We start from the raw sequence: 12,266 nt of genomic DNA, 5'->3' as shown, positions 1-12,266 counted from the left end.
CTACTGGGCCAGTGTACGGGAGGCTTTGACCGCGTGCAAGCGGGAGTCTTCCTGTTCGCGCACGAAACGGACGAGCTGGGGCACGTCGAGGATCAGCGAAATGCTGCCGTCGCCGTTTATGGTCGTGCCTGAAATCCATTTGAGATGACGGTAACAGTCGTCGAGGCTCTTGATGACGGCCTGCTGCCGGCCCACCACCTTGTCCACGCAAAAACCGACCATATCCCCTTCCACTTCGGTGATGACCACCCGCTCATAGCCGGGCTGGGTTCCGGGCACGGCGAAAAGCTTGCGCAGGCTCACCACCGGTATCAGTTCGCCCATCCGGTCCATGTTTTCCACGGTGCGCACCTCGCTTGCGGGAAAGCGCTCCTGGAAGCCGCGCAGGGTGACCAGCGGCACGATGAAGGAATCCTTGCCCACCACCACGGAGAAACCGTCGATGATGGCCAGCGTCAGCGGCAGCTTGATGGTCACCGTGGTGCCCTGGCCAAGGACGCTGTCCACCTCCACCGAGCCGCGCAGTGCCTCGATGTTGCGTTTGACCACGTCCATGCCCACGCCGCGTCCCGAGATGTCCGACACCTTCTCGGCGGTGGAAAAGCCCGGGGCGAAGATGAGTTCGAAGATGGCCTTTTCGGGCAGGTCCATGTCCGGGGCGATGAGCCCCTTTTCCACGGCCTTGTTGCGGATCACCAGGGGGTCGATACCCTTGCCGTCGTCGCTTATGGCGATGACCACGTTGCCGCCGGAATGGCTGGCCGACAGGGTGATGTGGCCTTTTTCCGGCTTGCCGGCGGCCTGCCTTTCGGCCGGTGTCTCCACGCCGTGGTCCAGGCTGTTGCGCAACAGGTGCACCAGCGGATCCTTGATGCGGTCGATGACGGTCTTGTCGAGCTCGGTGTCGCCACCCAGGGCTTCGAATTCCACGACCTTGCCGAGGGAGGCCGAAAGGTCGCGCAAAAGCCGGGTGAACTGGCTGAACACCGTGCCGATGGGCAGCATGCGAAGCCCGAGCGCCACGTCGCGCATGGCGTCGGTCAGGCGTTCGAGGTCCTCGTCCACGGCGGCGGCGGCGTCGAGGTTCCGGGCCTGGACGGCCTGGCGCAGACGGGACTGGAGGATGACCAGCTCGCCGGCCATGCTGACCACGCTGTCCAGCCGGGCCGCGTCCACACGCAGCGTGGTGCTTCCCTTCGCGGCGGCCTGACGCTTGCTGCCGCCTTCCGCGCCGCCGAGCTGGGCTCTTTTGGCTTCGGATTTGGCCTTGGCCTCGCTGATGGTTGCCAGCTTGTCGGCCAGGGCCCGGCCCAGGGCGTCGAGCACCGCGTCGGTCGGGGCGGCGTCGAGGCCGGTGAGGGCGTGGAGCAGTTCGCCCAGGTCGTCGCCGCGCAGGTTGCCCTGATGGATGCGCTCGATGGTGATATCGGAGTCGTCCTCGACGAAGATGAACACGTCGCGCAGGCTGTTCGGGGTGCAGGGCGTACGTACGAGCATGTCGAACACGCCGTAGACTTCTTCCGGGTCGAAATCCGAGGCGTCCAGCTCCGGCATGGGGCCGTGGCGCAGGGTGCGCACGAGGCCCACGGCGTCGAGGTCGACCAACAAACGGGCCGGATCGTTGCCGGAATGCAGGATGCGCGGGCTCGGGCAAAAGCGCACCCAGTAGATGCCGGGCGGTCCCGCCTGGGGCTCGCAGGCATAGCAGGCGTTTTCCTCGGTATCGCAGGTGAGGCCCGACGGGGACGGCGCAGCCGTGACGGCCGTCGGCGGATGCGCCGCATCCGTGCCCTTGTGGGGCAGGAAGGCGGCAAAGGACGCGAGCAGCGCATCCGAGGCGGCGAGCAGTTCCGGCCCCGGCGGGACCGGGGCTTCCAGCAGGGCCAGGATGTGATCCCTGGCCGCAAGCGTCAGCGTCAGCAGTTCGCTGGTGACCGGCAGATCCCCCGCGCGCACCCGGTCGAGCACCGTCTCCACGTCGTGGGTGAAGCGGGAGATCTCCTCGAAGCCGAACATGGCCCCGCCGCCCTTGATGGTGTGCATGGCGCGGAAACAGGCGTCCACGCGTTCCATGTCGTCGGGGTTTTTTTCCAGATCGAGCAGCCCGCGTTCCAGTTCGCCGAGCAGTTCCCTGGTTTCTTCCACATAAAGGCCGATGGACGGATCAATCTCGCTCATCGTTGCACACCCCGTCTTCCCGGTGGCGGGCGGCAATAGCGCCCGGGCCGGGGTTAGAAGCGTTCGAACTGGTCATCGTCGCTGTCCATGTCCAGGGAAATGGCCGACTCGGTCCGGGACTTGGCGGACGGGCCCTTGGCCAGGGCCGGCCGGGCGGCGGGCTTGCCCTTGTCGGGACGGGGCTTGGCGGCGGGCTTGGCGGCGGGCCTGGCCACGCGGGCGCCGGCCTCGAGCTGGAAGAAGGCGACGCTCGCCTGCAGCTGTTCGGCCTGGGCCGAGAGTTCCTCGGAGGTGGAGGCCAGCTCTTCGGAAGCGGAGGCGTTTTGCTGGATGACCTGGTCGAGCTGTTGGAGCGCCTTGTTGACCTGCCCCGATCCGGTGGACTGTTCCTGGCTGGCGGCGTTGATCTCCTGGACCAGATCGGCCGTGCGCTGGATGTCCGGCACGAGCTTGGCGAGCAGGTCTCCGGCCCGTTCGGCCACGCTGGTGGTGGAGCTGGAGAGCTTGGTGATCTCCGAGGCCGCCGACTGGCTGCGTTCGGCCAGCTTTCTGACTTCGGACGCCACCACGGCGAATCCCCGGCCGTGTTCGCCGGCCCGGGCCGCTTCCACGGCGGCGTTTAAGGCAAGCAGGTCGGTTTGCCGGGCGATTTCCTCGATGATGGAGATCTTGCCGGCGATTTCCTTCATGGCGGCCACGGCCTGGGTCACGGCCTGTCCGGATTCGCGGGCGTCGTTCGCCGCCTTGACGGCGATGGCCTCGGTCTGGCTGGCGTTGTCGGCGTTCTGGCTGATGCTCGAGGCCATTTGCTCCATGGCCGAGGACGATTCCTCGACGGCCGAAGCCTGCTCGGTGGCGCCCTGGGACAGGGATTCGGCCGAAGCGCTCATCTCCTCGCTGCCCGAGGCCACGTTTTCCGCTCCGGACTGGACCTCGCCCACCACGTCGCGCAGCCGGTCGATCATCTCGGACATGCTTATCAGCATCACGTCCTTGTCCGACCGGGCCGTGACGGAAACGGTCAGGTCGCCCTGGGCCAGCCGGCTGGCCACGTCGGCCGTGGTCCGCTCGGCCTCGATCATGCGCTCCATGGCCATAAGCAGGGTGCCGATCTCGTCGCGTCCCTCGATGGTCACGTCCACGTCCAGGTCGCCGTGGGAGACGGATTCGGCGGCGGTGATGGCCTTTTTGACGCCGCGCAGGATGCCCTTGGTGATGAGCACGGCAAACAGGAGGCCGAGGATGATGGCCGTGACCGCGGCGGCGATATTGACGCTGTTGGCCGTGCGCGATTCGGCGCGCATGCTTTCCTGCTGGATGTTGACGGCGTCCAGGGCGACCTTGGCGGCCTGATCGGCGGCGGCGGCCATGTCCTTGATCACTACGACCCGGGTCTCGGCGGCGGCCAGGAAGCCTTCCATGCGGGACTTGTAGGTTTCGGCCCGGGTGACGATGTCCATCATCATGGCGCGTTCTTCCGGCGTGGCCAGAAGTGTTTCGGCGTTCTTGCCCGTCGCGATGAGCTTTTCCAGAATGCTCCGGGCGTTGTCCATGCGCGTCGTATCGCCCTTCCACAGGTAATAGAGGACCTCGATGCGCGAACGCAGGAACTGCTGGATGAGGCCGCTTACGCGGTGCTGCACCGTGGCCGCCTTGGCCACGGCCTCGACCCCGGAGGCGGAGGACTTGGTTAGGGCCTCGGCCAGATGTCGGTCCAGGGCTTCCCCGGCTTTTTGCAGGGCGCCGGCCGCGTCGACCAGGGCCTTGAGCGTTTCCGCGTTGGTCTTTTCGCTTTCCAGATAACGGCCGAGTCCGGCCTCATAGGCGGCGGCGTCTTTGCTGATCGTGTCCATGCGTTCCCGGTTGCGGGGATCGCTTAACGTATGCTTGAGGGCTTGGGCCTTTTCCCTGGCTTGGGCGAGATTTTTGCGAAAGGATTCCAGGCGGCCCTGATCCTTGCTGTTCATGAAGTACAGCATGTCCATACGGGCGCTGGTGATGGCGTCGCTGATGAAGTTGACGGACTCCATCTTGGCGGAGCGCGACAGCAACATATCGAGGCTTACATAGCCAACCCCGGCGATAAGGACTGTAAATACAATGAGCAGGCCGAAGCCGAGTCCCAGCTTGAAGGCGAGGCTGCGATTCTTGAACATGGTGGACTCCGGAGTTACGAGGTTGAACCGTCTCGCCGCAGGGCAACGCCATGATCCGCCTGAAAGCACTCCTCACTTGTTTCTTCGGCCAATTTGGCAATCTTCATTAGGGATTGGAGATTATTTCGTCGTTTTCTCCCGCGGGCGGGGCCGTCTCGCCCAGCATGTGGGACAGGTCGAGGATTTCCTCGGTGGAAAAAACCTTGTCCACGTCGAGGATCAGGATGAAGCGGTCCCCGTGCCTGCCGATGCCCCGGATGAAATCGGCGCGCACGGTGGCGCCCATGCGCGGCGGCGGGTCGATGCGGTCCGTCTCGAGCTCCAGGACTTCCTTGACCGAATCGGCCAGGGCCCCCATGACCGAAACCGTGTCCTCGCGCCGTATTTCCACGATCACGATGCGGGTATTGAGTGTTTGTTCCACCTGGCCGAGGCCGAATTTCATCTTGAGGTCGACCACGGGCACGGCGCTTCCCCGTACGTTGACCACCCCGCGCATGAACTCCGGTGTCTGGGGAATGCGGGTGATGTCCGTGTAATCGAGAATCTCACGGACGGAAAAAATATCGATGGCGAAAATTTCATTCCCGAGCGTCATGGTAAGAAAGCGCTGGCTGTCGGACTGGACGTCGGTTGCCATAGTGATTCTCCTTGCTGCCCGTTCGGGCTGTCATGGTCGCCAACAGTATGCTTTCTCATTTATAGAACACAATATGTTATGGATACTATAAATAATTTTCAGTAAAGACAATACCTAGTTCAAAAATGGCCGTCCGCGCCCTTCACGGGGCGCTGGCGCCGCCATGCCGTCGCGGCCGGACGGTGCCTGCCGGATCGCCCGGCCGCGCTGCACGGCGCAGAGGGCTTGCAATAGAAGGCGTGTTGGGCTCTTTCGGGAACTGCCGGTCTGCGGCGTCGCATATGGCGGTCGTGTTTCGGGGGAACTTTAGGCTCCACATTTTACGGATTATTGTCTAAAATAAAGCAAATAAGTGAGGATGCCATGCCACCAAAACGCACGGCCACGGCGGCTGTCGGGAAAAGTCTGGAAGCGCGGCGCGATGCTGCCCGTGATGTGGCGATCAAGGAACTGCGGGCCCTGCGCAACGATATGGCGACGTTGGAGGCCATTTTGGCCGGACGCCGCAAGCGGGGTGATTTTTCGCTGTTCGACGTGGCCCACGGCGCGTTCGAGATTTTTCGCAGCGCCGCCGCCGCCTTCGATGCCGAGGACCTGCTGGAATCGCTGGCCGAAGAGCTCGATAGTGTGAAGGCGTTGGAATTTCTTGATAAACATGGCGCGACCGAACTCGTCAAACCGGCTGGCTGGCATTGGATTTCCCCGCGCGGGGAGATGCATTTCCTTGGCAAGTCCGGCGAGTCCGTCAAGGCCGCCGAGAAGCTTGCCGCCTTGGCGCGCGGGGGAAAACGGGGCAAGCGCGCGGCCAAGACGGAGGAAGACGCCGTGGCGGCTGATGCCGCAACTCCGTCATCCGACACGCCGGACGAGGCATGATGCCCGCCGGCGCAATGCCCCCGGCCGGCCGGGGGGGCGCTTTCCGCGCGGCGGCGCTTGTGCTGGCCCTGGTCCTGGCCTGGGGTGTTGCCGGCTGCTCCGATGGCGCGCCGTCCGATGACGCGTCCTCGGTGCGGGGCAAGACCCCGGTTGTGCGCCCGGAGGACGTGCACACGCGCGGCGGCGGCGCCTCCGTCCTGGCCCCGGACTATCGCCAGGAAATGACCGCCGACATGGACGCCGCCGCCCGGAGACAGCCCCTTCGCGCTGGAAGCGTGCCGGCCATGGCCCCCCCGGGCCAAGGCGCGCCCGCCAGTCCTCCCGCCGGTCCCGCCGGTCCGGCCGTTAAACCCGCCGGGAACGCGGTCGCCACGGGGCCGGGGGTGGTTTCCAACGGATTTCCGCTTCCGGGCTGCCGGCAACTCGTGCTGGTCGTCGCGTCACGCATGGGCGCGACAACAGGCATGTTGCGCCGCTTTGTCCGTCAGGGGCCTGATGCGCCGTGGCGCGAGGCGGGGCAGGGCGTTTCCTGCCTGCTTGGGCGTGGCGGACTGGGCTATGGTCGGGGATTGGTGCCCATGCCGGCCGGGCCGGAGAAAAAGCAGGGGGACGGCAGGACGCCGGCCGGATTCTTTTCCCTGCCCGAGGCTTTCGGCTATGCCGACGCCCAGACGGCCCAGGCGGCCGGCGTGCGGTTGCCCTACACCATGGTGACGGACCGGGTGGCCTGCGTGGCCGATCCCGCCGTGCCCCAGTTCGGACGCGTGGTCGGGCCCGAGGAGCGCCCGGAGGGCGGCTTTGCCCGGCAGGAACGCATGGTGCGCGCCGACAAGGCCAACATCTGGGGTGTGGTCATCGGCCACAACCGGGATGCTCCCGTGGCCGGGGCCGGCAGTTGCGTCTTCGTCAACGTGCGCCCGGCCGGCGGTGCGCCGACCGGCGGCAGCATCGGCTGTCCCGAGGCCGACGCCGCGACGCTTGCCGCCTGGCTCGACCCGGCCGCCAAGCCGGTTTTGGCCGTGCTGCCGCAGCCGCTCTACCAAAAGCACCGCGCCGCCTGGGGACTGCCCTGAGGCCCCGTAGGGATGCCCCAGCGGCCTAGCCGATTTTGACGGCTTGCAGCATGGGCCGGGGGAGTTCCACGGCGGCGCGCATGGCGTAGCCGAGCATCGGGCCCGCCGACCTCGGTTACGGCATGGGCTGGCGCTTGCGGCGCAGCCCCGTCTCCAGGCCGAAAAAGGCCAGTTCCAGCCAGTCCAGGCCGAAAATCAGCGAGGCCTCCTCGTCGGCCAGGACCCGCGCCTTGCGTTCCTCGTCGATCTCCACCAGCCGGAAGAGGTCCAGCCGGGTGATGAAGGCCTGGAAGGCGTCGGGCTCGTACTGGGCCAGCCAGACCATCTGCCCCTGTTTGTAGGTTAGGGCCGCGCCCTTGCCCCGGGCCAGGGCCATAAGCCGCATGTAACGGTCGTTGAGGTCGTTGTAGCGGGCCAGGTCCTGATCGGCCAGCCAGGCCGGCGCGTCCCAGGTGGAGGCCTCCTCGAAGCCCCGGCAGTGCGGCTCGCGCACCACGAAAAACTGCTCCACCACCTGCCCCTCTTCGTCGAGCTTGGTCGCCCGGCCCAGGGGATAGGTGCGGCAGGCCCCGGGGCGGTCGGGATAGACCTTGCAGCCTTCCGGCGTGACGAAGGGGCAGCGTTTCCGGGGCTCGTCGCGCATCTTGAGCTGGAGCATGGGAAAGCCGGTGTCCGGCGCGGTGAAACGCGTGGCGAAGTGGTTGATGAAGTCCGCGGCCGAAATCCCGAGCGCCCGGCGCAGGCGCAGGGCGTCGTAGGGCGTGAGCATAAGCCGCAGGTCCGAACAGCAGGCGTTGAAGCAGGGCACGTTCGGATGGCAGGCGAACCGGAAGGACTCCCCGGGCGCGAGTTCGGGCAAGGATTTGAGGAACGCTTCGGTGGCGTCGGCCTCGTTTTCGGCCAGGGCGTCGTTTAGGTCTTTCATGGGGGAGCCTCCTTGTTGGACGGGCTTTCTACGTCCACCAAAGCCTGTTTGCAACCGCCGCGCCGGCCCGGCGCGGCCGGGACTTCGCCTTGACAGGCCATGAAAAAACAGGAAGTTTGCGGCAATCGGTCATGCGCCGCCATTCCGCCGTCGTTCTTGACGGCCTGGCATACCCGCGGCGGGGCCGTTGCGTCCCGGAGATCCGCCCGGCGGCGCGGCATTCGACGTGCGGGGACAGGATGCAGTCGGGCTTTTCCTTGCGACTCCACAACCGCCTGTTGGAACTTGACCGTATCGGGGATGCGGTCGAGGCCTTTGGCGAGGCCCATGCCCTGTCTGCCAAGCTGCGCTATCAGATCCGGCTGGTCCTCGACGAACTTCTCACCAATATCATCAGTTACGGATACGCCGACGATACGGAACACAGCATAACCGTCGGCATGGGCCTTGATGGCTCGCGTCTGCGGTTCGTCCTGGAAGACGACGCCCGTCCCTTCGATCCCTTGACGGCCGGCACCCCGGACACCACCGCCGAGGCGGATCGGCGGCCCATCGGGGGGCTCGGCATTCATTTGGTGCGTACGATCATGGACAGGGTCGCCTATGAGCGGGTGGGCGGCAAAAATCGGTTGATTCTCGAAAAAGACGTCAATTGACGGAAAAGGGGGGCGCTATGCAGCTTGTGGAACGGGAAAACGGAGGGGTGACGGTGCTCGAGCTTGGCGGCAGGCTCGACAGCAACACGTCCAAGGTGCTCGAGGACAAGATCATGGAGATTCTCGGCCAGGGCAAGACCAAGGTGCTCATGGACTTCAAGGGCGTGGATTACATCAATTCCACCGGCTTGCGCGTACTGCTTCTGGCCTTGCAGCAGCTCAAGAAGATTCAGGGACAGTTGGTTTTGGCCACCATCAAGGATTATATGAAGGAAGTCTTCGAGATTTCCGGCTATACCGAGATCTTTCCTATTTATCCCACCCAGGAGGAGGCCCTGACCCATTTCGCGTAAAGGCGGCGCGCGGGGCCCGGGAGAGGAGTCGTCATGCACGTGAGATCGTTGTGTTTGCGCCATCTGCTTTTGGCCGTCGGCCTGACGTTCGCGGCCTGCTTTCCGGCCCGGCCGGGCTATGGCGCGGATGCGCCCCTGGAACTGGTCGGCCTGCGGCTGGGCGAAACCCTGGCCGAGGCGGGCAAGGCGGTCGTGCGCCCGGAGATCGAAAGGTCCTTCCACAAACCCTACCTCGGGCTTGCGGCGGTGGCCCCGGTGGCGGGGTATCGCAGCGGCTACGTGGATTACGGGCTTTGCGCCAAGCCGGATCGCATCGTGCGCATCAAGATGAACTACGCCGACGATTCGCTGGCGTTCTTCCAGCGCCTCATGGAAGCGCTTCAGGTGCGCTACGGCGAACCCCGGGAATGGCGCGGCAACGCCTTCGGCACCCTGCGGACCTGGAAATGGAGCCTGCGGGCGGCCGATGGCCAGCCGGTAAGCCTCATCCTCATGCATTACGAGGGGGAGGACGGGGCGTTTACCGAGGGCAATTCCATCCGACTCGCCGCCACCGGCTTGGTGCACGACGAGGAAGTGTGCTATAACGCGAAAAACAAGAAATCCGGCGCGTTCGAGGCGGCCAGGGCCGAGGCGGCCAAAAACGAAAAGCTTGGCCTCGACTGGTTTTTGCCCCGCTGAACTGGATGACTTGAAGGACCGACCGTTGCGCGCATCGCTTCTCGAATCGCGGTTTCTGGCCCGCCGGACCGAACTGGCCGGCCTGCTCGGACGTCTGGTCGCGCTCGTGGCCCGGTGCGGCCGGGACGACCTGGCCGAGACGGCCCGGGAACTGGCCGCCCATGTGACCGAGCCGTTTTTGTTCGTGGTGGTGGGGGAGGTCAAGACCGGCAAGAGCAGCCTCATCAACGCCCTGCTCGGCGCCACGGTTACGGAAGTGGCCCCGGACCCCTGCACGGACCGTATCCGCATCATCACCCGGGGCGAGCATCCGTCCGAAACCGCCGACGGGCCGCTTGTCACCCGCGTCACCCTGGACAACCCCATCCTCGACGGCCTGGCTATCGTGGACACGCCTGGGGTGGACAGCATCATCGACCGCCACCAGGAAATCACCGAGCAGTTCATTCCCCGGGCCGATCTGGTCCTGTTCGTCTTTTCGGCGCTCAACCCCTATTCCCGCTCGGCCTGGGAATTCTACGACCTGGCCGCCGATACCTGGCGGCGCAACGTGGCTTTCGCCCTGACCCAGGCCGACCTGGCCAGCCCGGAGCAGATCAAGGTCAACACGGCCCGGCTGCACGATCTGGCCCGGGACAGGGGCATGAGCGATCCGACCGTTTTTCTGGTTTCGGCCGTCACGAGCGAGACCGATCCCGAGGCCGGGGGCATCGCGGCCCTGCGGCGGCTCGTCCGGGATCTGACGGCCTCGGGCGGGCACTTCGCGGCCAAACTCGAGGCCACGCGGCGCTCGGCCGAACGGTTGAGCGCCCAACTCGGCCGCTCCCTGGACACGGTCGGAGCGGAGCTTGCCGCCGACGCGGCCGAGGCCGACCGCATGCGCAAGCGCCTGCAAACCGCCAGGCTCGCCGCCGACCGCGAGGCCGAGGTGCTGCGGGTGCGGGTGGAGGGCGCCTACACGCGCCTTGCCGCCCGGTTCGAGACGGCTTTTGCCGAGGAGCTGACCTTTGGCGGCATGATCGGCCGGGCCGTGACCAGCCTGTGGCGGCGCGGCGGCAAGGCCGCTTCCCCGGCGGCGCGCTTGGCCGAGCTCGGCGAGGCCTTTGCCAAGGACCTGGAACACGAGGTGGACGCCATCGCCCGGCAGGGGGCGCAGCATATTTTCGAAAGCGTGAGCAATACGGCTCGCGGCCTGCTCGACGAGCTGGCCCGGCGGCGCGCCTCCGGCGAAGGCCAGCCGGCCGATGCCCTGACCGCCCAGCGCGACCGGGTGTTGGCCGAAGTGGCCGAACGGGTGGAGGCGCTTTTGGCCGACGGCGGCCCCATGGCCGGCCTGGACCCCAAAAGCGTGACCGGCATGGACCCCAAGGCGGCGCTCGGCGGAACGTTGGTGGTTTTGGGAACGATTTTCGCCGTGGCCGTCAAAAGCGCTGTGGTGGACGTGACCGGCGGGGTGATCGCGGCCGGTGGCGCGCTTTTGGCCGGCAGCGCTCTTTTCTGGCAACGGCCCCGGGTGTTGCGGGAAATGCGACGCCGTCTGGCCGCCGGAGGCGAGAAGCTGCGCCTGGAACTCGACGAGCGTCTGGCCGCCCGGGTGGATCGGATTTTTCGGGAGCTGGACGAACGGTTCGCGCCCTTTTTCGCGGACATCGACGACCGGCGCCAGCGGCTGGCCGACCTTTCCGGGCAACTGGCCGCGCTACGGGAGGCCCTGGCGGCCTTCGATCCTTCCTGACCGCATCGAGGCGCGGGCATCATGGCCGGCCAACCGCCGTTTCTTTTCCTGCACATCCCCCGCACCGCCGGGACCACGCTCAACCGCCTGCTGGAGCGCAATTTCCCGCCCGGCTCCGTGCTGTCGCTCTACACGCGGGACGATTTCGCCCAAAACGCGGTCATCGACCAATCGCGCCTGGACGGCATCCGGCTGATCCAGGGCCATGTGCTTTTGACCGACTACGACGCCTTCACCTTCTACGACACGCCGGTTCGGGCCGTGACCTTTCTGCGCGAGCCCGTCTCGCGGGTGATCTCGGAGTACCATTTCCTGCGGACCTGGCCCGGACAGCATCTCTATGAGTTGCTCAACCGGGAAAACATGTCCCTGGCCGAATACGTCACCAGCAGCCACAAGCTCCTTCGCTACAAGGGCGGCAACTTCATGACCCGGGTGCTTTCCGGCCTGGACCCGGACAGTCGGCCCGAAGAAGCGCTTTCCCGCGCCCAGGCCAACCTGCGCGACCGGTTTCTCGCCTTCGGCCTGACCGGGGATTTCGACGCCAGCCTGCTGCTCCTCGCCGACGTCATGGGCCTTTCCGACCTGCTCTACGAGCGCCAGAACAGCCTGCGCCGGCCTGAAGCCGCCCGGGCCACGGACGAGGAGCGCGCGCTTGTCGCTTCGCGAAACGTCCTCGACGCCGCGCTGTACCGTTTCGCCGAGACGCTTTTCGCCGAGCGCGTCGCGGCAGGCGGCAAGGCGTTCACTGCCCGCCTCGCCCGGCACAAGCTCCTGGTCGCGAAGTTTCAAAACGTCTGCCGTCTGCTCGACTCCCAGGCCGGCGCGCCCGGCGGGGCGATCGAAAATCCAAAGAAGTGAAGTAGTGAAGGGAAGAGGGGGGTGATGCCTCCGGCGGCCAGGGGGAAACTTTTTGAAAAAAGTTTCCCCCTGGACCCCCTTCAAAAACTTTCACAAGGGAAGTGACGTTGAAGAGGGCGGGCAACCCAACCC

At 65.9% G+C, this 12,266-nt stretch carries 11 protein-coding genes; 7 read left to right on the top strand and 4 right to left on the bottom strand.

Translation table 11 applies throughout. The features are described from left to right. The 3 genes from ACMZ6R_RS00055 to ACMZ6R_RS00045 form a co-directional block, all read right to left on the bottom strand. Nucleotides 1–2,178, bottom strand: coding sequence for a chemotaxis protein CheA (locus tag ACMZ6R_RS00055; RefSeq protein WP_416108551.1), 2,178 nt, complete (start codon nucleotides 2,176–2,178; stop codon nucleotides 1–3). Nucleotides 2,179–2,231: 53 nt separating this feature from the next. Further along, nucleotides 2,232–4,334: a HAMP domain-containing methyl-accepting chemotaxis protein gene (locus tag ACMZ6R_RS00050; protein ID WP_416108550.1), complete on the bottom strand. Its 2,103-nt coding sequence runs from the start codon at nucleotides 4,332–4,334 to the stop codon at nucleotides 2,232–2,234. A 106-nt stretch (nucleotides 4,335–4,440) separates the two neighbouring features. Next, a complete protein-coding gene (locus tag ACMZ6R_RS00045; protein WP_416108548.1) occupies nucleotides 4,441–4,974 on the bottom strand; it encodes a chemotaxis protein CheW in 534 nt (177 codons plus the stop codon). A gap of 363 nt (nucleotides 4,975–5,337) precedes the next feature. Between ACMZ6R_RS00045 and ACMZ6R_RS00040 the strand changes: the two genes are divergently transcribed. Together ACMZ6R_RS00040 and ACMZ6R_RS00035 are read left to right on the top strand one after the other, a co-directional pair. Beyond that, nucleotides 5,338–5,850, top strand: coding sequence for a hypothetical protein (locus ACMZ6R_RS00040; RefSeq protein ID WP_416108547.1), 513 nt, complete (start codon nucleotides 5,338–5,340; stop codon nucleotides 5,848–5,850). Then, nucleotides 5,850–6,923, top strand: a complete 1,074-nt coding sequence (locus tag ACMZ6R_RS00035; protein ID WP_416108545.1) for a hypothetical protein — start codon at nucleotides 5,850–5,852, stop codon at nucleotides 6,921–6,923. The genes ACMZ6R_RS00040 and ACMZ6R_RS00035 overlap by 1 nt, the downstream gene beginning before the upstream one ends. 115 nt (nucleotides 6,924–7,038) lie before the next feature. Here ACMZ6R_RS00035 and ACMZ6R_RS00030 read toward each other — a convergent pair whose 3' ends face one another. Further along, complete coding sequence (locus ACMZ6R_RS00030) at nucleotides 7,039–7,848, bottom strand: YkgJ family cysteine cluster protein (protein WP_416108544.1); 810 nt, start codon at nucleotides 7,846–7,848, stop codon at nucleotides 7,039–7,041. Nucleotides 7,849–8,087: 239 nt separating this feature from the next. Here ACMZ6R_RS00030 and ACMZ6R_RS00025 point away from each other — a divergent pair, with 239 nt between their 5' ends. Genes ACMZ6R_RS00025 through ACMZ6R_RS00005 form a run of 5 tightly spaced genes read left to right on the top strand, consistent with a single transcriptional unit; the run spans nucleotide 8,088 to nucleotide 12,134 of the window. Beyond that, on the top strand, nucleotides 8,088–8,504 hold the full coding sequence (locus tag ACMZ6R_RS00025) for an ATP-binding protein (RefSeq protein ID WP_416108542.1): 417 nt from the start codon (nucleotides 8,088–8,090) through the stop codon (nucleotides 8,502–8,504). Nucleotides 8,505–8,521: 17 nt separating this feature from the next. Next, entirely contained in the window at nucleotides 8,522–8,857 is a 336-nt protein-coding gene (locus ACMZ6R_RS00020) for an STAS domain-containing protein (RefSeq protein ID WP_416108541.1), read from the top strand. A gap of 33 nt (nucleotides 8,858–8,890) precedes the next feature. Then, a complete protein-coding gene (locus ACMZ6R_RS00015) occupies nucleotides 8,891–9,538 on the top strand; it encodes a hypothetical protein (protein WP_416108540.1) in 648 nt (215 codons plus the stop codon). A 25-nt stretch (nucleotides 9,539–9,563) separates the two neighbouring features. Next, nucleotides 9,564–11,273, top strand: coding sequence for a dynamin family protein (locus ACMZ6R_RS00010; RefSeq protein ID WP_416108539.1), 1,710 nt, complete (start codon nucleotides 9,564–9,566; stop codon nucleotides 11,271–11,273). A 21-nt stretch (nucleotides 11,274–11,294) separates the two neighbouring features. Next, entirely contained in the window at nucleotides 11,295–12,134 is an 840-nt protein-coding gene (locus ACMZ6R_RS00005; RefSeq protein ID WP_416108537.1) for a sulfotransferase, read from the top strand. The last annotated feature ends 132 nt before the right edge of the window (nucleotides 12,135–12,266 follow it).

This window comes from Solidesulfovibrio sp. C21, assembly GCF_047785625.1.
Taxonomy (GTDB): domain Bacteria; phylum Desulfobacterota; class Desulfovibrionia; order Desulfovibrionales; family Desulfovibrionaceae; genus Solidesulfovibrio.
This window is presented reverse-complemented; position numbering and strand designations above follow the sequence as displayed.